This window comes from Nocardia sp. NPDC005745 (assembly GCF_040630775.1).
In the GTDB taxonomy this organism is placed as follows: domain Bacteria; phylum Actinomycetota; class Actinomycetes; order Mycobacteriales; family Mycobacteriaceae; genus Nocardia.
Genome location: NZ_JBEXYF010000023.1, coordinates 88,738 through 108,551, shown reverse-complemented (window position 1 = coordinate 108,551; position 19,814 = coordinate 88,738). Strand labels below are relative to the sequence as shown.

At 68.6% G+C, this 19,814-nt stretch carries 19 protein-coding genes; 13 read left to right on the top strand and 6 right to left on the bottom strand.

Annotated elements, in window-relative coordinates; all coding sequences use genetic code 11:
- Positions 1 to 24: 24 nt before the first annotated feature.
- Together ABZ420_RS23895 and ABZ420_RS23890 are read right to left on the bottom strand one after the other, a co-directional pair.
- Positions 25 to 1,113 carry an NAD(P)-dependent alcohol dehydrogenase gene (locus ABZ420_RS23895; protein ID WP_357126642.1) on the bottom strand — a complete coding sequence of 363 codons (1,089 nt, stop codon included), beginning with the start codon at positions 1,111 to 1,113 and terminating at the stop codon, positions 25 to 27.
- Between the two features lie 6 nt (positions 1,114 to 1,119).
- Positions 1,120 to 1,596, bottom strand: a complete 477-nt coding sequence (locus tag ABZ420_RS23890; protein ID WP_357126597.1) for a DUF4334 domain-containing protein — start codon at positions 1,594 to 1,596, stop codon at positions 1,120 to 1,122.
- A gap of 86 nt (positions 1,597 to 1,682) precedes the next feature.
- Between ABZ420_RS23890 and ABZ420_RS23885 the strand changes: the two genes are divergently transcribed.
- The 3 genes from ABZ420_RS23885 to ABZ420_RS23875 all read left to right on the top strand — a co-directional run bounded on the left by ABZ420_RS23885 (position 1,683) and on the right by ABZ420_RS23875 (position 5,060).
- Positions 1,683 to 2,264, top strand: a complete 582-nt coding sequence (locus ABZ420_RS23885) for a TetR family transcriptional regulator (protein WP_357126594.1) — start codon at positions 1,683 to 1,685, stop codon at positions 2,262 to 2,264.
- A gap of 102 nt (positions 2,265 to 2,366) precedes the next feature.
- Positions 2,367 to 4,310 (top strand): glycoside hydrolase family 15 protein, encoded by a 1,944-nt coding sequence (locus ABZ420_RS23880; protein ID WP_357126591.1) that lies wholly within the window; start codon positions 2,367 to 2,369, stop codon positions 4,308 to 4,310.
- A gap of 84 nt (positions 4,311 to 4,394) precedes the next feature.
- The gene (locus ABZ420_RS23875) at positions 4,395 to 5,060 is read left to right on the top strand and encodes an MspA family porin (RefSeq protein ID WP_357126588.1); all 666 of its coding nucleotides are present in this window, start codon (positions 4,395 to 4,397) and stop codon (positions 5,058 to 5,060) included.
- 421 nt (positions 5,061 to 5,481) lie between these two features.
- Here the strand turns inward: ABZ420_RS23875 and ABZ420_RS23870 are convergent, their stop codons facing one another.
- On the bottom strand, positions 5,482 to 5,964 hold the full coding sequence (locus ABZ420_RS23870) for a DUF6463 family protein (RefSeq protein WP_357126585.1): 483 nt from the start codon (positions 5,962 to 5,964) through the stop codon (positions 5,482 to 5,484).
- Positions 5,965 to 5,985: 21 nt separating this feature from the next.
- Between ABZ420_RS23870 and ABZ420_RS23865 the strand changes: the two genes are divergently transcribed.
- On the top strand, positions 5,986 to 6,594 hold the full coding sequence (locus tag ABZ420_RS23865) for a TetR/AcrR family transcriptional regulator (protein WP_357126582.1): 609 nt from the start codon (positions 5,986 to 5,988) through the stop codon (positions 6,592 to 6,594).
- A gap of 206 nt (positions 6,595 to 6,800) precedes the next feature.
- Here ABZ420_RS23865 and ABZ420_RS23860 read toward each other — a convergent pair whose 3' ends face one another.
- Entirely contained in the window at positions 6,801 to 7,658 is an 858-nt protein-coding gene (locus tag ABZ420_RS23860) for a MerR family transcriptional regulator (protein WP_357126579.1), read from the bottom strand.
- Positions 7,659 to 7,868: 210 nt separating this feature from the next.
- Here ABZ420_RS23860 and ABZ420_RS23855 point away from each other — a divergent pair, with 210 nt between their 5' ends.
- The 6 genes from ABZ420_RS23855 (at position 7,869) to ABZ420_RS23830 (ending at position 14,183) form a co-directional block, all read left to right on the top strand.
- Complete coding sequence (locus ABZ420_RS23855) at positions 7,869 to 8,363, top strand: DUF6764 family protein (RefSeq protein ID WP_357126576.1); 495 nt, start codon at positions 7,869 to 7,871, stop codon at positions 8,361 to 8,363.
- A gap of 66 nt (positions 8,364 to 8,429) precedes the next feature.
- Positions 8,430 to 9,545 (top strand): polyprenyl synthetase family protein, encoded by a 1,116-nt coding sequence (locus ABZ420_RS23850; protein ID WP_357126573.1) that lies wholly within the window; start codon positions 8,430 to 8,432, stop codon positions 9,543 to 9,545.
- Positions 9,546 to 9,560: 15 nt separating this feature from the next.
- On the top strand, positions 9,561 to 11,096 hold the full coding sequence (gene crtI, locus ABZ420_RS23845) for a phytoene desaturase family protein (protein ID WP_357126570.1): 1,536 nt from the start codon (positions 9,561 to 9,563) through the stop codon (positions 11,094 to 11,096).
- Between the two features lie 17 nt (positions 11,097 to 11,113).
- Positions 11,114 to 12,034, top strand: a complete 921-nt coding sequence (locus ABZ420_RS23840) for a phytoene/squalene synthase family protein (RefSeq protein ID WP_357126639.1) — start codon at positions 11,114 to 11,116, stop codon at positions 12,032 to 12,034.
- A gap of 121 nt (positions 12,035 to 12,155) precedes the next feature.
- Positions 12,156 to 12,737, top strand: a complete 582-nt coding sequence (locus tag ABZ420_RS23835; RefSeq protein ID WP_040871596.1) for a TerD family protein — start codon at positions 12,156 to 12,158, stop codon at positions 12,735 to 12,737.
- Between the two features lie 96 nt (positions 12,738 to 12,833).
- Entirely contained in the window at positions 12,834 to 14,183 is a 1,350-nt protein-coding gene (locus ABZ420_RS23830) for a family 1 glycosylhydrolase (RefSeq protein ID WP_357126567.1), read from the top strand.
- A gap of 128 nt (positions 14,184 to 14,311) precedes the next feature.
- Here ABZ420_RS23830 and ABZ420_RS23825 read toward each other — a convergent pair whose 3' ends face one another.
- On the bottom strand, positions 14,312 to 15,139 hold the full coding sequence (locus ABZ420_RS23825; RefSeq protein WP_357126564.1) for an SDR family oxidoreductase: 828 nt from the start codon (positions 15,137 to 15,139) through the stop codon (positions 14,312 to 14,314).
- Between the two features lie 134 nt (positions 15,140 to 15,273).
- Here ABZ420_RS23825 and ABZ420_RS23820 point away from each other — a divergent pair, with 134 nt between their 5' ends.
- From ABZ420_RS23820 to ABZ420_RS23810, 3 genes are all read left to right on the top strand, one after another.
- A complete protein-coding gene (locus ABZ420_RS23820) occupies positions 15,274 to 16,950 on the top strand; it encodes a glycoside hydrolase family 13 protein (RefSeq protein ID WP_357126561.1) in 1,677 nt (558 codons plus the stop codon).
- Positions 16,947 to 18,008: an NAD-dependent epimerase/dehydratase family protein gene (locus ABZ420_RS23815; RefSeq protein ID WP_357126558.1), complete on the top strand. Its 1,062-nt coding sequence runs from the start codon at positions 16,947 to 16,949 to the stop codon at positions 18,006 to 18,008. The genes ABZ420_RS23820 and ABZ420_RS23815 overlap by 4 nt, the downstream gene beginning before the upstream one ends.
- 187 nt (positions 18,009 to 18,195) lie before the next feature.
- Positions 18,196 to 19,086: a manganese catalase family protein gene (locus ABZ420_RS23810; RefSeq protein WP_357126555.1), complete on the top strand. Its 891-nt coding sequence runs from the start codon at positions 18,196 to 18,198 to the stop codon at positions 19,084 to 19,086.
- Between the two features lie 88 nt (positions 19,087 to 19,174).
- Here ABZ420_RS23810 and ABZ420_RS23805 read toward each other — a convergent pair whose 3' ends face one another.
- Complete coding sequence (locus tag ABZ420_RS23805; protein WP_357126552.1) at positions 19,175 to 19,738, bottom strand: hemerythrin domain-containing protein; 564 nt, start codon at positions 19,736 to 19,738, stop codon at positions 19,175 to 19,177.
- Between the last annotated feature and the right edge of the window lie 76 nt (positions 19,739 to 19,814).

The following is a 19,814-nucleotide window of genomic DNA, read 5'->3' as shown; positions in this document are numbered from 1 at the left end:
CGAGGTCATGGCGTGTCGGTCCGGTCACCAGGTCAGAACGGGTTTGACGACCTTGCCGTCGCGCTGCTCCGCGAGCGCGGCATTGATGTCGGTATGCGGGTACGTCGTCACGAGACGGTCGATGGGGAAGCGTCCGGCAGCGTGCAGGTCCAGCAGGTGCGGAATGAAGGTCGCGGGCACCGCGTCGCCTTCGAGGCAACCGCGAATCCCTTTGCCACCCAGCACGATATCCCGCAAGTCGATCTCCGGGACGCCGGTACCCAGGCCGACCGCGACCACGGTGCCGCCCAGCGCGGCCCCGGCGGCCGCCGTGGCGAGCACACGCGACGATCCCGTGGTGTCGAGTGCGTGGGTCGCCCCGCCGTGGGTCAGCTTCCGCATCTCGGGCACGATGTCGTCGGCCGCCGGATCCAGGGCCGCGGTGGCACCGAGTTCCAGCGCCAGCGCCCGCCGCCACTGCGACGGCTCCACCACGACCAGTTCGGCGACCTCGCTCGCCAAGGCCGCCAGCACGCCCGCCATCCCGACCGCACCCGCGCCGTAGACCGCGACGCGGGCGTCCCGGCCCGGTCGCAGTACATTGAGCACCGCTCCGGCGCCGGTCAGGAACCCGCAGCCCAGTGGAGCCAGGATCGCCGGATCGACCTGTGTGTCGACGACCACCGTGTTGTCGGCGGTGGTCAACGCGTACGCGGCGAAGCTCGATTGACCGAAGAACCCGTCCAGCACCGCGGTTCCCTCGATGGTGACCCGGGAAGAGCGGTCCGCCCGGGCGCCGAACTGGTTCAGCTTCGCCGCCCGCACGCAATACGCCGGCCGTCCGGCCCGGCAGTTCCGGCACGTTCCGCAGTGCCGGAACGTCAACACGACGCGGTCACCGGGCCGCACACCGGTCACCGACGCGCCGACGGCCTCCACCACTCCGGCGCCTTCGTGCCCGAGCAGCACCGGACGGTCGGCCGCGCCCGCCGCACGGGTGATCAGGTCGGTGTGGCAGATCCCGGTGGCCTGGACCCGGACCAGGATCTCGTCGTCGCGCGGTTCATCGATCTCGACGGCTTCGACGGTGAACGGCGCGGCCGGGTCGCGCGAGAGCACCGCGGTGGTGGTCACCATCGCTCAGACCCGCTCGAGCAGGAAGTAGAAGTACTCGCCGTGGGCCAGCACCACATCGGGCCTGCCGTTCATGATGCCCATCAGCGTGTTCTCGTCGAGCCATTTGAAGTGGTCGAGGACCGGGCGGCTGTCGTAGACCATGGTGGCGGTCACCTCGCCGCGGAACTCGATATTCCACAGCGTCGCCTCCCCGCCGCCGCCGAGTTCGACGTTGGAGAACAGCGACCCGTCCTCGGCGCGGCAGATCAACGGCTTCGCGTCCAGCACGCTGTGGAATGTCTTGCCGTACCAGCGACTGACCGAGAGCGCTTTGCGCAGCGGATGCTCGGTCGGAAACGCCGCCCCCTTCCATTCGCCCAGGATGTCCTCGGCGCGCGCGGCGGGTAGATCGGCCCACAGCGCATCCAACTCGGCCGCGGTCACCCCGGTCTCCCGCGCGGCGAGATCTCGCCAGTCGGTCCTTGTAGAGCCCATAACCATCCTCGTTCCCAGGTGCGGTTTCCAGAACCTTTTGGTTCGGAAACTCTATATCCGAACCAAAGGGTTCGGCAAGATAGGATTCGCCCATGCGCGCAGCAGGTCAGGCCACCCGGGAGCGGATCCTCGTCGCGGCCAAAGCGGAGTTCGCCCAGTACGGCATCGCGGGCGCGCGCATCAATCGCATCGCCGAGGCGGCCAAGGCGAGCAAGGACCGGCTCTACGCGTACTTCGCGGGCAAGGACGAGTTGTACGCCGCGGTCACCGAGGAATGGGTCACCCAGACCACCGACGAAACCGCCCTCGACGCCGCGGACCTGCCCGGTTACGTCGGCCGGCTCTTCGACCACTACGTCACCCACCCCGACAACGCCCGCCTGCAGGCGTGGGCCGAGATCGAACAGACCCACATCCCCGCCGCCGAAGACGCCATCCGCCGGATCATCGCGGGAAAGCTCACCGAGATCCGGCGCGGGCAAGACCAAGGGCTGATCACGGCGGAATTCCAGCCCATCACCCTGATCGTCATGCTGACCGATCTGGCCCGTACCGCGGCCATGCACGCCACCCGCACCGACCATCACAACCGCACCGCACGCCGCGCCGCCACGGTCCTGGCCGCCCGGCGGCTGGTCAGCCCGGACGCGCCCCCTGCCGAAGACCCTCGTTAGTTGCCGAGGGCTTGCCGAGCCGACCCGCGAGATGGTGGGCTGGTGTGAGCGTCACATGACTCCGGCCGGACGGTAAGCGCCGAGACGACGATGGAGAAACGCATGGACGAGATCGAACGCACACCGCGGCTCACGGCGTTCCCGCGCATCGACGACTACGGGTTCATCTCCGATTGCGAGGTCACCGCCCTGATCTCCCCCAGTGGAGCCATCGAGTGGATGTGTCTGCCCCGCATGGACTCTCCGAGCGTGTTCGCGGCGATCCTCGATCGATCCGCGGGCTCGTTCCGCTTCGCTCCCGCCGATTTCGTGGTGCCCACCGACCGTCGCTACATCCCGGGCACGATGGTCATGGAGACGAGCTGGCGCAGCGGCGATGGGTGGGCGACAGTGCGCGACGTGCTGCTGGTGGGGCCGTGGCGCCACCAGACACCGGGCCGGAGTGCGCATCGGCGCACCCCCACCGATTACGACGCCGAGCACATCCTGCTGCGCACGGTGCACTGCGAGACCGGCCAGATCCAGTTCGGGCTCGATTGCCAACCGGCCTTCGACTACGGCAGGTATCGCGCCCGATGGGACTATCTCGGCAGTTATCACCTCGCCCAGGCCAGCGCCGAGGGGACCGATCTGCAACTGACGTTGAGCACCGACATGCGCTTGGGATTGGAAGGCACGCACGCGGTCGCCCGCACCCTACTGAAGACGGGCGACACCCGGTTCTGCGCTCTGGCCTGGGGTAGTCGCGACGCCCCCTGCGATGCCGAGGAGGCCGAAGAGCGGCTGCTGCGGACGATCCACCATTGGCGGCACTGGCTCGCAGGCGGGCGCTTCCCGGATCACCCGTGGACCGCGGAACTCACCCGCAGCGCGCTGACCCTCAAGGGATTGACCTTCGCCCCGACCGGCGCCGTCGCTGCCGCTGCCACCACCTCACTGCCCGAAACCCCTGGTGGAGGGCGCAACTGGGACTACCGCTATTCCTGGATCCGCGACTCCGCCTTCGCCCTGTGGGGCCTGTACACACTGGGCTTCAGCTGGGAGGCGAACGATTTCTTCTCCTACATCCTCGACCTGACCGAGGACGCCCAGGACATGCAGATCGTCTACGGCATCGGCGGCGAAACCGATCTCACCGAACAGACCCTGCCCCACCTGCGTGGCTACGACAACGCCACGCCGGTGCGCATCGGCAACGAGGCATACCGGCAACGCCAGCACGACGTGTGGGGCGCGGCGCTGGACGCGGTCTACCTCTACGCCCGTCACCAAGATCAAATCGACGCCCGGGCCTGGCCGCTGCTCGGCCGTGCGGTCAAGAGCGCCCTCACCTACTGGCGCGAGCCCGACCATGGCATCTGGGAGGTTCGCGGGCAACCCCAGCACTTCACCTCCAGCAAGGTCATGTGCTGGGTCGCCGCCGATCGCGGCGCCCGGCTGGCCCGCATCCACCAGGATTCGGACCGGGCGCAGCGCTGGCAAAAGGCCGCCGACGAGATCCATGCCGACATCTGCGCACATGCCGTCGACTCCCGCCGGGTGTTCACCCAGTATTACGGCAGCACGGCGCTGGACGCGTCGACCCTGCTCATCCCGCTGGTTCGTTTCCTGCCGCCCGATGACGAACGGGTACGCAACACCGTGCTGGCCGTCGCCGACGAACTGACCGAAGACGGCCTGGTCCTGCGATACCGCGTCGGTGAGACCGACGACGGATGCGCGGGCGAGGAGGGCGCTTTCACGATCTGCTCGTTCTGGCTGGTCTCGGCGCTGTCGGAGATCGGCGAGAAGCAACGGGCCAGACAACTGTGCGAGAAACTCCTCGGCTACGCGAGCCCGCTGGGTTTGTACGCCGAGGAGATCGACCCCCGGACCGGCCGCCACTGGGGCAATTACCCGCAGGCGTTCACCCACCTCGCCTTGATCAACGCCGTCATGCACGTCATCCAGGACGAACAGGCGATTCTGCGGCAGGCGCTCGGCGGTGAATCGATCGCCCCTCGCCTCGACGACGCCCCGCTCACCAGGGGATATATCCACCGCTGACCGGCGATCCACTCCAGCGAATCCCCTGCTACCCAGTACTGGGTGTTTGGCGTGCCACGGCCCGGGACGGGTCAGTACTATCACGTGGAACTGTTACCAGCACTAAGGATTTCATTGAACGGCTCGACGATAGCGATGCTCGGCATCGCTGCGACCGCGGCGCTCGGCATGACCGCCGCACCCGCGACCGCTGATCAAATGGCAGACAAATCTCGCGTCGTGGGGACCGAGGACGGCTGGGAGTTGCGGATCAGCAAAACCGCGGAAGACGTGCAGCGCGTACCCAATCTCGCCGCGACGCCGTTCAGCAGGGAAGGGTTCGTCACCTTGTCGGCGGCCGCCGATATCGGCGGCGACGGCCGGGAAGCGGTGAACTCCGGGACGTTGCAGCTGGGATATCAGATCGGATGCCAGGCCGACGTGTCCAACGGCCTCACCGTCGGCCTGTCCGCGGCCATCGGCCCGAACGCCATGGTGACCGTGGCCCCCTCCCCCGGTCTCGCGGTCGGCGGCAGCGCGCTTGCCCTGCCGAACATGTCGACCACGATCAAGCCCGGCACCATCAACAGCATCACGCTCGGCACCAAACCGCTTGCGGGAGCGCATGGTTCGATTTCGGTCGACCAGATCCAGATCAAGATCGATGCGTGCGCGGGCGCGGTGAGCCTGCGCTCGTTCGCGATCGTGTCGATTTCCACGGCCACAGCCGACAATTCGGTCGCCGTCTACGGTGACCCGATATGGCTGTGATCCCCATGCGCCATTGGATGGCTCCGGTCGGCGTGTCGGTCTCGTTGATCATCGCCGCGGCCGGCGCCTCCGCCGAGCCGATCGTTCCGGCCGGTTCAGGAGCCACCTGCGGCGAAGCAAACAGCGCTCCCTCGTGCGGCGACGACAAGCCCGCCCCCGGCAGCCGAGGACCCGCGGCGCAGGCACCGGCACTCCCACTGCAAATACTGGCGCCGCCACCTGGCCGGTCGGCACCGAGTACGAATACACCGGCCGGCGCGCTGGTTCCTCCTGCGCCGGGACCGGCCGGGGCCACTCCGATCGTGCCCTCCAGGTAGCCAGGGAAGGGGCTGGTCGTCGACCGGGATGATCAGCCCTATCGCAGTGCGGCAGGCAGGTCGGCCGTCGGCGTGCGCCGTCAGGCCGTGCGGCGACACACAGGTCAGCTTCGCACCTCTGTACTCGACGCTGACACGGTCGGTCGATCATTCTTGCGCGCCGCCACGATGACGAGTACCCCGGCGATCATCCCGACGAAGAACGGGGACGGCACCAGAAGGACGCCCCCTAGCGCACACCATGCCACGAGGCCCCAGCCGATCCCGGCGGGCACGGGCACCCCGCGCCCGGCGAGATGCCGGATCAGCAGACCCAACAGGATCAGAGGGACGGCGAAGCAGCCCGGACCGGCCCAGAATGTGACCTTGTTCTGTAGCGACTCCGTCGTCTGTACCGCATCTCCGTCCGCGAGCGTGAGCGGGACGGCCGCCCATATCCCCCGATCGATCCAGCCGGTGATGTCCGCCCAGGCAGTGAGCGCCAGCAAGAACATGTGCCCGGTACCCAGCACGAGCATGATCACGGCGGCCCAACGGAGCAACCGTTTGTTGGTGTTCATCGTGACCTTCCGGTGGCTGCTCGGCATCTTTTGTACGGTGCCGTATAGATGATTTGTACGGTAACGTATAAGATCAGCGCGATCAATGGAGGTGTCCGGATTCCCGCCGTGCCCCGCACCACACGAGCCCGCTGGGTCGAGGCGGGCCTCGAGGCCCTTGCCCGCGGAGGTCCCGAAGCCGTCCGCGTCGAGACGCTCGCCGCCGAACTCGGCGTCACGAAAGGCGGGTTCTACGGGTACTTCGACGGCCGTCCCGCGTTGCTCACGGCGATGCTCGACGAGTGGGAACGCCGGTGCACGACAGCGGTCATCGCCCAGACCGAGGCAGAGGGCGGCGATGCCGCCGAGCGGATCCGCCGCGCGGGACAACTGACCTTCGCGGAGGACCTGCACCGCATCGATATCGCGGTGCGGGCTTGGGCGCGCCACGACGAGTCCGTCGCGGCGCGCCTGCGGCGTATCGACAACGAGCGAATGGACTTCCTGCGCACGATGTTCGGAGCTTTCGTCACCGACCCCGACGAGATCGAAGCACGAAGCACCCTGACGTTCGCCCTCGCAATCGGCCGCCACTTCATCGTCGCCGACCACCCCGGGTACAGCAAACGCGAAGCCGTCCAGCTCGCCGGGGAATACCTTCTGCGTCCACCGCGGTGAACTGCCGAAAGGCCGCGTTCGATGAAGGCGGTTGCTGCCGGTAACCAAATCCGGTGCGCGGTCTCGGCCGTCCCCCGCGGCGGACCCCAGCGCTGACGCACGCGACCGCTTCCCGGGAGCGGATGACGCAGGCCAACTCCGATGCGGCGGCGTCGGCGCTGCGACGTGAACAGTTCCAGACGCGCCGGGGCCGGTGGCGAACGCATTCACCCGGCGGCGCGCCCGAACTCGCACAGAGTCGCGACGGCGTCCTCCAGCGTGCGGACGTAGGACACCTCGGGCGGCAGCCGGACCGCGGACCAGCCCGGTCCGGCGACCAGCACCCGTGCCGCGGTCCGGCGCACGGCACAGATCGTTTCCGGTGTGGCGGTGGCGGACACCTGTGACCAGAGCGTGAGCACGCACGGGCGGTCGTGGTGCGACAGGGCGTCGGTCAGCGCCGAGTCGGGCACCGCCGCGCCCAGCAACAACGCCACGACACCCCGCTCGGCCAGCGCGGCCCGCAGCACCTCCAGGGGCAGCACGTGGTACTCGCCCGCGGTACACGAGAGCAGAATCGGCGGTTGAGAGCGCGGGCGCCGCACCGGCGGGAACATGCGGTGCAGGCCGGCGATCACCGCCCAGGACAGCAGATGCTCGACCTCGATCAGACCTCGCCCGCCGGCCTGCCCGGTGACGATCGTCGCTAATGCCGGACGGCACAGCCGATTCCAGGTCGCGACGACACCGTCGTGGTCCAAACCGGCCATGACCTCGGTAAGCGCGAGATCGGGTTCGAGCTGTTCGGCCGCCGCCAAGAGGGCGCTGCGACCCGCCGGTCCTTCCGGAGCTTCGGCACGTGCTTGTCGTGCCGCACTGGCCGGTGTGACGCCGGCTCCGACGAGTTCGATCATGCGCCGCAGGGCCGCGATATCGGATTCGGAATAGCGACGGTGTGCGCCCGGCCGGTGGCTCGGCGGGCCGATCGCGTAGCGCTGGTTCCAGCTGCGCAGGGTGGCGATCGGAATGCCGAGCCTGGCCGCCACCGCGCCCACCGTGTAGCGAGTGGATTGTTCGTCAACCATCGCCGCACCGCGTGGGCTGGTCACGGTTCGGAGTGCCGGGTGAGCTGTCAGGCCACGCGCCCATGACGCCGCGGGCCGAGCGGCTATCCGGCGGCCTCCGCATCAGCACGTCCTCCGTTCCTTTCGAAACAATCGTCCGATGCATCGATTTTGCATCATTAGGAGCGTAGTGTGAAGCCCTGTAAGCCAATGCTCCCGAAGGAGAACACCATGAACCGACTTACCCTCACGCGCTCGATCGGGTTGACGGCCGGTGTGGGCGCGGCATCACTGGGCCTGCTGTTCGCCGCACCCGCCGCTACCGCCGCCCCGGCGGGGTGCCCCGCTCCGGGCCTCACGGCGACCCAGAACTCCGACAGTGGCGCCTCGTGCTCGGCGACCAGTGGCGCGGGCGGCGCCGCGGCCGCATACGGCTTCGATGGAAAGGCCAGCGCGGATGCCGCGCCGACCAGCCTCTCCCTGGCTATAGCACAGAACGGCGGCGTCGCCACCTCGAACTCGGCGGCGCTGTCCGGCCCCGCCGCGATCGCGCTCGGCCCCGGCGCGACGGTCACCACGACCGGCGTACGCCCGGGGTTGTCGATCGGAATCGCAGGCCCCGGCGCGACGGTCTCGGTCACCGGCGTCTCGACCCCGACATGTAGCGGCGGTTTCGGCTTCGCGGGCGACTTTCAGACCTGGCAGGGCTGCTTCTCGCCTCGATAGTGCATCATTATGAGTAGCATCGCTGAAGTACAAGTAGGCGCCCGAGGCGTACGAAGGGGATCGGGAATGAGCGTCGTGTCGTCCGAGGCTGCGACCGATTCGGTCACGGGGTTTCCGGTGTTCGGCGCCGCGCCCTCTTTCTCGCTGTGGCGGGACGCGGTGCGCCGGGAGGTACTCGACGAGATCAGTGCTTTTCTCGTGCGGGCGTGCCCTGCCGCCCTCACTCGCCTGGGCGCGCAGGACGTTCTGCGCCAATACGCCTTGGGCGGCAAGTGCGTACGGTCGACGTTCATGTACCTCGGCTGGCTGTGCGGGGCGCCGGATAACCCGGCAGCCCTGCGCGCGGCGGCCGGTCTGGAACTGCTGCACGCGTTCGCGCTGTTGCAGGACGATGTCATGGACCAGTCCGCGACGCGTCGCGGCGGCCCGTCGGCGCACGTCCGGTTCGCCGCGGCGCACCGCGGCACCGGTGCGCCCGGCTCCTCCGTCCGATACGGCGAATCCGCCGCGACACTGCTCGGGGATATGTGCCTGGTGTGGGCCGAGCAGATGCTCCGGGAAAGCGGGCTCTCCGAGTCCGCGCTCGCGCGGGTATGGCCGCGCTACGACGGCATGCGGGTGGAGCTGGCGACCGGCCAGTTCGCGGATCTGCTCAATGACGCGCGCCTGGAGCCGGCGCTGGACTCCGTCCTGGCGATCGCACGAGCCAAATCCGGCAACTACACCGTGCGACGCCCGTTGGAGATGGGCGCCGCGATGGCCGGCTGCGGCGCGACCGTAGTGGACGCCCTGGGCCGGTACGGCGCCGCGATCGGCGAGGCGTTCCAGTTGCGCGACGACGTTCTGGGCATCTTCGGGTCGCAGGCCGTGACCGGCAAACCCGCCGACAGCGACCTCGCCGAACGGACGGCGACCAGCGTTGTGGTCCTTGCGCGCGAACTGGCGACCTCGGCGGCGCGGGCCGAACTGTCGGATCTGCTGCATCGGCCCCGGCTCGGCGCCGCCGAGATCGCCCGCGCCCGAACGCTGATCGCCGAATCCGGCGCCCCGGCCAGGATCGAGACGATGATCGCCGAGCTGGTCGACAGCGCACACGGCGCGCTGGACGCCGCGGACTTTCCCACACCGATGCGGGCCGCCCTCGCGCACATGGCAGCCGCCTGCACCGAACGCGTCGCCTGACTGGAGGTTGAACCGATGCGCACCGTCGAAGGCGCCACCGACCGAATCGTGATCGTCGGGGCCGGCTTGGCAGGGTTGTCCGCAGCCCTGCACCTGGCAGGCCGAGCGCGCGAAGTGATCGTGGTGGAACGCGACTCAGTACCGGGCGGACGAGCCGGGCACGCGGAGGTCGGGGGCTACCGGTTCGACACCGGCCCGACGGTCCTCACCATGCCGGACGTCGTCGAGAGCGTCTTCGCCGCCGCCGGAGCGCGGGCCGCCGACCACGTGCGGCTGATACCCGTGGAACCGGCGTACCGGGCGCATTTCGCCGAGGGCCGGACGCTGGAGGTGCACACCGACGCCGAGCGGATGCAGGAAGAGATCCGCCGGTTCGCCGGCGCCCGCGAGGCCGACGGTTATCGCCGTCTGCGGCACTGGCTGACGCGTTTGTATCGCGCGGAGATGGACCGGTTCATCTCGGCGAATTTCGATTCGCCGCTGTCGATGGCGACTCCCGCGCTGGCCCGGCTGCTCGCCGCGGGCGGTTTCGGGCGGTGGGATGCCGCTGTCCGGCGTTACATCCGCGACCCGGAGCTGCGCCGTGTCTTCACCTTTCAATCGCTGTACGCGGGCGTCGCGCCCAGCCGGGCGTTGGCGGCCTACGCGGTGATCGCCTACATGGACACCGTCGGCGGGGTGTTCTTCCCGCGCGGCGGCATGCGTGCGCTTCCGGATGCGCTGGCGAGCGCGGCGGCAAATGCCGGTGTTCGCTTCCGCTACGACACCTCGGTCACCGCCCTGGACCGCGCGGGCTCACGGATCACCGGCGTGCGCACCCAGGACGGCGACCGAATCCCGTGCGACGCAGTGGTGTTGACGACCGAACTGCACGAGGCGTACCGCCTCGTCGCGCGGGCGCCGCGGCGCCCGGTTCCGCTGACCTCCGCGCCGTCGGCGTTGATCGCCCACCTCGCGTGCGCGCCCGCGGCCGGAATCGCGCATCACAGCCTGCTGTTCGGGGCCGCCTGGGAGGAATCGTTCGACGACATCATCGAGCGCGGACAGGTGATGCGCGATCCTTCGCTGCTGGTCACCCGCCCCACCGCTACCGATCCCGCTACGGCTCCCCCAGGACGGGACCTGCTGTCGGTCCTCGCGCCGGTGCCGAACCTCGAACGCCGCCGCATCGATTGGCAGCGAGCGGGCACCGGCTACGCGGACCAGATCCTGACGATCGCTCAGCAACGACTCGGCGCGCGACTCGGCGATATCGAGATCCTGCGCATCGACACACCCGCCGACTGGGCGCGGCGCGGCATGCGCGCGGGAAGCCCGTTCGCGCTCGCGCACACGTTCGCCCAAACCGGTCCGTTCCGGCCGGCCAACATGATCCGCGGTATCGACAACGTCGTCTTGGCCGGGGGCTCGACCGTCCCGGGAGTGGGGATTCCGCCGGTGCTGATCTCCGGGCGGCTCGCCGCGGATCGCGTCACCGGCCTCGAGCCGCAAGGGCGCCGGCGCACCCTACCCGTGCGAGCCGCGCTCAGCACCAGCCGAATTGATCGATGACAGTGATCGGAGCCGAGATGACCCGCACCGCCCCCGAAACCGGAATCAGCGGCCCGGCTTTGCACCGGTCCTACCGGTACTGTCGACAGCTCAACGCACGCCACGGAAAGACCTTTTTCCTGGCGACCCGATTGCTCGCGCCCGATCAACGGCCGGCAGTGCACGCCCTGTACGGATTCGCGCGCCGAGCCGACGACATCCTCGATGAGATCGACGTGCGTCGCGAACCCGCCGAAAGGGCCCGGCAACTGGACGCACTCGCCGTGCACTTCCGCGATCGTGACGCCGACGCCGACGCCGTGCTTCCCGCGATTCTCGACACCGCCGATCGCTATCGCATTCCAGCGGCCCTGTTCGACGCCTTCCTCGCCTCGATGCGGATGGATCTGACGGTGACCGACTATCCCGACCGCGCCGCACTCGACACCTATATCTACGGTTCGGCCGAAGTCATCGGTTTGCAGTTGCTCCCGGTCTTGGGCGCCACCTGCGCCGACGAGGCCGCACCCCATGCCGCCGCGCTCGGTAAGGCGTTCCAACTGACCAACTTCCTGCGCGACGTCGCCGAAGACCTGATGCGTGGCCGGGTCTACCTGCCCACCGACGAACTGGCCGCGTTCGGCGTCGACCGAGATCTCCTGCGCTGGTGCCTGACACGCCGGCGCACCGAGCCGCGTGTCCGCGAAGCCTTGGCAGCGCAGCACGCGATCACCCGCGATATCTACCGTTTCGCGCGCGCCGGAATCGCTCTGCTGCACCCTCGTTCCCGCCCGTGCGTCACCACGGCCACCACGCTGTACGCGGAGATCCTCGACCGCATCGAGGACAGCGATTTCGCGGTGTTCGACCGCCGCGCCACCGTGCCGAACCGGAGGCGCGCGCAGGTCGGCGCGACCGGCCTGGTCAAGGCCTGGTGGGCACGCCGCGTCGAGCGGTGATCGTTCCGGCGGCAGGTGGCCGGGTCCTGCGATAGCGTGCCGCGACCAATCCGGACAGCCGTGAGCAGCCGGGGTTTTCGTCATCGCGGGCGCGGCGGCGCCGCATCAGTATCCTGATGGCGTGATTACGCTCAGAAAAGAAGACGGTGCCGCGGACCTCGCGGGGATCACGAAGTTGAGTGTGGGGGTGAGCTGGGATCCGTCCTCCGGCACGAGCGGCGGCGCACTCGGCTGGGCGCGCCGCAAACGCGGTGTCGACCTGGATCTGGTCGCCGTTCTCATGCAGGGCAGCGAACCGGTGCGCTTCGCGGGACTCGATTCGCTCGACCCACTGGGCAACGGCTCGGTCGCGCACACCGGCGACGAGCAGACCGGCGCCGCCTCCGGCGACGACGAGACCATCCACGTCACCTTCGCCGACGTCCCCACCGCGATCGACGCCATCATCTTCGTCGCCGCCGCCTTCAAGAAGGGCAGTTCCTTCGACAAGGCCAACAACATCTCTTTCAAGGTCTACGACGCCACCGGCGGCAACAGCCAGCAGGTCGCCGACATCTGGCCCTCACTGCTCGGCACCGACAACGCCAATGCGGTGGCCCGCGCCTTCCGCAACGGCGACCAATGGCAGCTCGAAGTCCTCAACCGCCAAGGCAAGATCAAACAAGGTGACATGCAGGCACTTTTGCGCTTCGCCATGCAGTAGCGACGGCAAACCAGGGGCCGGGATCGTCCGCGTCTTCGAATCGCGCTGATACGCGGATTCCGCCACTCGGTGGACTGCCCCAGTTACTCTGGGCCAATGCGATCTCGGTTCCGTCGGTACGTCCTGGCCGCGCTCGCCGGCGCGGCATCCACGCTGCTGCTCGCCACGCAATCGCCGGCCACCCCGCCCGTACAGCCGGTGGCCGGCCTACCGGCACTGGGCGGGAATTTCCTCTGGGGCGTATCGACTTCTGGTTTCCAGTCCGAAGGCCATGCGCCCGACAGCAATTGGACGCGGTACATCGGGGCCACCCCCGGATACGACCGCCTGGGCGATTCGGTCGACTTCTACGGCCGATACGCGTCGGACGTCCAACTCGCCGCGGACCTCGGTGCGCGGGTGTTCCGGATCGGAATCGAGTGGGCCCGACTGCAACCCGCGCCGGGAGTCTGGGACGAGGCCGCATTCCGCTTCTACGACTCCGTCATCGGCGCCGTCGAGCAGGCCGGGATGCGACCCATGATCACGCTCGATCACTGGGTGTATCCCGGCTGGGCCGCCGACCGAGGTGGCTGGCGCAACCCGCGCATGGTCGACGACTGGCTGGCCAACATGCGCGCCGTCGTCGACCGCTACGCCTCCCGCAACCCGTTGTGGGTGACGGTGAACGAGCCCGTGGCCTACATCGTGCACGAGGTCCGCAGGGGCGCCGCAGACTCCGGCGAGATGCTGGAGCGGGTCGCACAGGTACACAACGCCGCCTACGACTACATCCATCAGAGGCAGCCGGGTGCGCAGGTGACCAGCAATGTGGGCTACGTCGCCGGCTCGGAGGCGCAGGTCAACGGCCCGCTGATCGATCGCATCGCCGATCGCCTCGACTACGTCGGCGTCGACTACTACTTCGCCTACGACCCGGCGCAGTCGCTGATCGAGTCCATCGCGCGGGCCAGCGGTTCGGCCATGCCCGACCTGCCCGGACCGCAGATCTGGGACCTGCCGTTGCGCACGGAGGGCATCTACTATGCGCTGCAATACTATTCGCGCCGGTTGCCGGGTAAACCGCTCTACATCGTCGAGAACGGGATGCCCACCGAGAACGGCCGCCCCCGCGCCGACGGTTACACCCGCAGCGATCACCTCCGCGACACCGTCTACTGGATCCAGCGCGCCGCGGCCGACGGCATGAACATCATGGGATACAACTACTGGAGTCTCACCGACAACTACGAATGGGGCAGCTACACACCACGATTCGGGCTCTACACCGTGGACGTGCGCACCGACCCCGGCCTCACCCGCCGCCCCACCGACGCCGTCGGCACCTACACGCAGGTGATCGCCGGGGGCGGAGTCCCCGGCGACTACCGACCCACCCGCGGCCCGGCCATCTGCGTGTTCGTCGATCCACCCGCCAGCTGCCTGTCCCCGGTAGCCGAGCGGTAGCGGTCCCGGCGCTACCGACCCGCCATCAGACGCCGGGTACCGGTGGCCGATCCGCATCCGTACACGCTCGACGACCTGCATAACTCAGCGCGCTGCCCCGCAGCGGCGAGGAATAGCCGGATCAGCGGTCATGGCGTGCGCCACTTCTCGTCGGTCAGCAGGCTGCTCGCCTGTGGGCCCATCAAAAGCATGCCGCCGTCCACGACGTAGGACGCGCCGGTGACATAGCTTGCCTCCGGTCCGGCCAGAAACGCCACGACTGCGGCGACCTCTTTGGCGTGACCGGTTCGCCCCAGTGGTACGCCGGGGCGGGACTGCTCACGCGGGTCGACGTCTTCCTGACCGGTCATCGGTGTCGAGATCTCGCCCGGCGCGACCGAATTCACGGTGATGTCGTATTCGGCGAGTTCCTGCGCCAGGACTTTCGTCAGCGCTCCCAGACCCGCTTTGGCCGCGCAGTACGGCGCGGCGCCGACGCGCGGCGCGTGCTCGTGCACGCTGGTGATGTTGATGATCCGGCCACCGCTGCCCGCGGCGATCATGTGCTCGGCGGCGCGCTGGGCGCACAGGAACGCGCCGTCGAGATCGACCGACAGGACGTGCCGCCAGGTGTCGAAGTCCATCTCCATCACCTTCTGAGCCGACCCGGTACCTGCGCAGTTCACCAGCACATCGAGGCCACCGAGTTCGTCGGCGAGTTCATCGACGACCGACGCGGCGGACGGCAGGTTCGCCAGGTCGAGGCGGCGCACGGCGGCGGTCCTCCCCTGTTCGCGCACTTGCGCCGCGGTGTCCTCCGCGCCGCGCCGGTCGCTGTGGAAGGTCAGACCGACGTCCGTCCCGCCCGCGGCGAGCGCGACCGCGATCGCCGCACCGATCCCGGAGTCTCCCCCGGTCACCACGGCTCGCCGCGGAGCGCCTGCTCGATCTTCCGGAAGTGGAGCTGTAGTAGCCATGCTCCGCGACTACCCGGCCGGGCACCGACCACACCCGCGGTCGCGGCCACCCCTGCCCGCCCGCGGAACACGCGACGTTACGGCTTTCGATTCCGGGTACCCGACCTGCAGCGAACCGAGAGGAGGGCGTGACGATGGCTGCGGATGCCCCCTGGTGGCGCGACGCCGTGATCTACGAGATCTACATCCGAAGCTTCTGCGACGGTAACGGCGACGGCGTCGGCGATATCGCCGGTATCCGGTCTCGGCTGCCCTATCTCCGCGACCTCGGGGTGGACGCGATATGGGTAACTCCCTGGTACCCGTCGCCGATGGCGGACGGAGGCTATGACGTCGCGGACTACCGCGACATCGATCCGCGCTTCGGCACGCTGGCGGACGCGCAAGCGTTGATCGAAGAAGCGCACGCGCACGGCCTGCGCGTCATCGTTGACCTGGTCCCCAATCACACCTCGGATCGGCACCCCTGGTTCGGGGAGGCGCTCGCGGCCGGGCCGGGTTCGCCGGAGCGAGCCCGCTACCTGTTCCGGGACGGCGCGCCATCCGGCGGTCCGCCCAACAACTGGCGAAGCGTGTTCGGCGGCCCGGCGTGGACTCGGGTGACGGACGGGCAGTGGTATCTGCACCTGTTCGACGTCCACCAGCCGGACCTGGATTGGGCGCATCCGGATGTCCGTGCCGAGTTCGAGTCGATCCTGCGTTTCTGGCTGGATCGAGGCGTGGACGGCTTCCGCGTCGACGTGGCCCACGGGCTGGTCAAACATGCCGATCTGCCGGATATCGAGACCGATCACGAGGACATGATGGAACCGCCGGATCGCACCGGACACCCGCACTGGGACCGGCCGGAAGTGCACGAAATCTACCGCGGCTGGCGCGAGATCGCGGATTCCTACGGGCCGGATCGCGTCTTCGTCGCCGAAGCGTGGGTGGCCAAACCCGAGCGCCTCGCCTGCTACGTGCGTCCGGACGAACTGCACACGGCGTTCAACTTCGACTTCCTGCGGTGCTCCTGGAATGCCGCTGCGCTGCGGGCGGTGGTCGATTGCACGACCGAAGCGCTGGAGGCGGTCGGGGCCCCACCGACCTGGGTGCTGTCCAATCACGACATCACCAGGCATGTGACCCGCTACGGGCGGGCGTCCACCCGCGGTGGCGGTTCGCACCACGAACCGCACGGCCCTGTCGACGTGGCGCGGGGGCGGCGGCGCGCCAGGGCGGCGTTGCTCCTGATGCTCGCGCTCCCCGGCAGCGCGTACCTCTATCAGGGGGAGGAACTCGGCTTGGAGGAGGTCGAGGATCTTCCCGTGCAGGTGCTCGAGGACCCGACCTGGGAGCGCTCGGGCCACACGGTGCGCGGCCGCGACGGGTGCCGCGTCCCGCTGCCGTGGAGCGGGTTCCGGCCCCCCTTCGGGTTCGGTCCGGACGGCACGCCACCCTGGCTGCCACAGCCCCAGCGCTGGGTGTCATCGACAGCCGAACTCCAGATGCGGGAACAGGATTCGATACTGGACCTCTACCACAGGGCGCTGCGTCTGCGCCGCGACCATCCCGCGCTCGGGGAAGGCGCCTGGTCGTGGTTGCCCAGCGCTCCAGGGGTGCTGGTCCTCCATCGCTCCCCCGGCCTGGTCTGTGTGGTGAACATTTCGAGCGCGCCGGTCGCGCTGCCCCGGCACGAGCGGGTCTTGCTGTCCAGCGAGCCTCGGACATCCGACGCCCTGCCCGCCGACAGCGCGGCCTGGCTCGAGGTCACCGACCACCAAGACGCCCCGGCGATGGTCCGGAACGGGTTCGAGCGGCGCCGCGTATGAAGGTGGTCGTCACCGGCGCCAGCGGCAACGTGGGGACGGCGTTGCTGCGAGCGTTGCGGGCCGATGGTTGCGAGATCGTCGGAATCGCTCGCCGCATCCCCGACCGGGCGCGCGAACCGTATTCGTCGGCGCGGTGGGTGTCCTGCGATATCGGGCTCGCCGCCTCGGTCGAGACCCTGCGTGCCGCCTGCGCCGGTGCCGATGTCCTGGTTCACCTGGCATGGGCGATCCATCCGCGTCGTGGTGATCCGCCGATGCGGCGGACCAACTCGATCGGCACCGACAACGTGCTGCGCGCCGTGGCGGAGGCGGCAGTGCCGCAGCTCATCGCCGCGTCCTCCTGCGCCGCCTACACCCCGGCCGAACGCTGGCGGCGGGTATCGGAAGGATGGCGGCTGTCGGGGGTGCCCGGCAGTGCCTACAGCGTGTCCAAGGCGGAGTTGGAGGCGAAGCTGGACCGCTTCGAGGCGAGCCACCCCGAAATCCGCACAGCGCGTATTCGCCCGTGTGGCATAGCTCAGGCCGAGTCCGCCGCCGAACTGGCGGACTGGATTCTGCCGCCGTGGCTGCCGCGGTGGCTGCTCGGCCGACGTCTGTTGCCCGTGCCGCTGTGGCGCGATTTCCGGCTGCAGCTGGTGCACAGCTCGGACGTGGCTTCGGCGATCCGGCGCATCGCGCACCATCGGGCGGCGGGGGCGTTCAACCTCGCCGCCGAACCGTGCCTGGGCGCGGACGCGCTCGCGGCGGCATTCGGGGGTTTCCGCCTGCCCGCGCCCCGGCGGGCACTCGACGCCGCCGCCTGGACGGGATGGCGCACCGGCCTCCTGCCCCTGCACCCGGCGTGGCTGACCCTCGCCGACCGCGCCTGCTTGATCGACTCCTCGGCGGCGCGACGGGAACTCGGCTGGGCGCCTCGCTTCGGCGCGCACGAGATCTGCGCGGAACTCGTATCCGCGATGCGTGCCGGGCGGACCGGTCACAGCGCACCGCTCGCGCCCTCCCGGCGGATGCGGATCGGACGCCCGTCTCATCAAAGTCAGCGGCCACGCGGCCGCTAGCGGCGTCACCGCCCATGACCGAAAGCGACGGAGTGTGATCCCCTTTCCGCCGCTCGTGTCGTTGCGATCGACCGGGTACCGGAGCCCGTATCGTCGCCAGCGAACACGTAACGCATCTTTGCTCGTCCTGCGCTGGGTTAGGCACTGAAGCCAATTCGAACAGCCGACCGTACTGGTAAGGAGAGCGATGTTCACACACAACAAGGATTTGCAATTCGAAGTTCGCGTGGACCGACCCGATCCGCGTTTCGCGACTCTGCTGCAAGAGCAGTTCGGCGGCGCCAACGGCGAATTGAAGGCCGCCATGCAGTATTTCAATCAGGCGTTCCTGCTGCGCGGTAAGCATCCGAAAACCTACGACCTGTTCATGGATATCGCCACCGAGGAACTCAGTCACCTCGAGATCGTCGGCGCCATGATCACCATGCTGCTCGACGGGCTCAACGACGATCTGAAGCAAGCCAACGAGCGGTGCGACTGGATGCCGATGGTGTCCACGTCCGGCGGACGTGACCAGGTGATCCATCAGGCCGCGGTCAATCCGTTGTACTTCGCGCTGAGCGGCGGCGGGCCCGTGGTCACGAACGCCGCGGGCGTGCCGTGGTCGGGTTCCTACGTCGACGCCAACGGGGAGCCCTCGGTCGACCTGCGCAGCAATCTCGCGGCGGAGTCTCGCGCCAAGATCGTCTACGAGTATCTCAAGCAATTCACCGACGATCCCGGTGTGCAGGACACGCTTTCGTTCCTGATGACCCGCGAGATCGCGCACTTCCAGCAGTTCACCGCGGCGCTGAACGAATTGCCGGTCAACTTCCCGCCGGGAGCACTGCCCGGCGACGACCGGTTCCAGAATGTCGCGTTCAACATGTCCAACGGCGCCGCGAGCGCCCGCGGCCCCTGGAACGAAGGACAAGGACCGTGGCCCGCGGGCACGGAGTGGCGCTACATCGATAATCCGGTCACCGAATGGCTCGACTCCGACGAGCGAGTCAATCACGGCGCCGAGACCAACCCGGAAGGCGAGCCCGCGGTCCAAGGCACCAAACCGTTCACCCACGAACTGCACATCCCGGACTGACCTGCGACATGCCCGACGGGCAGTCGGGCGTCCGACGACGCGGCGCGCGGCACCTCGGGGCCGCGCGCCGCGGGCATTCACGTCGGGATCAGTGCCTCGGCCTGCTGATCATGTCTTTGGCTCGGTCCATCATCGCGGCGAACGGACCGACCAGCACGTTCGCGGTGGCCGATTCCACGCCGGGATGCGGGCGGGTCGGCGCCATCGTCTCGGCGAGTTCGACCGTCTTACGCAATCGCCGCAGGGCTTCGTCGTCGAGTTCTTCGCGCAGCCGAGCGAATTCCTCACGTTCTTCGTGGTCGGCATGCGCCAGCACCGCTTCACGCAGCTTCGCCAGCCGCACCTGGAATTCCATCGAGCTGATGTCGAGCGATTCCATCTCGGCGAGCTGCTTTTTCGCCTTGTTCTCCTCTTCCAGCCGTGCGTCGACGATGTACGCGCCATCACCGATCTCCCGCCGGGCGCGCGGGTGGATGATCTCTTCTTCGGCGGTCTCGTGCACGGCGAGCAGGCGCCGCAATTCGAAGAACTTGCTCTCCCGCTCCACGGGGTCGGAGGTCTCGGCGGTCTCGATGAACAGTTGCTTGATCCGGCCGTGCTGATGGACGAGGAAATCGATAGCGTCGGTGGTGGAGTCGATCGTGGTTGCCATAGTTGATCTCCCCTCGGGCTCTCGAGTCGGGCTGACGAACTACGTCCGTCGCGGCGGTACCCGGCAGCGAGCACGC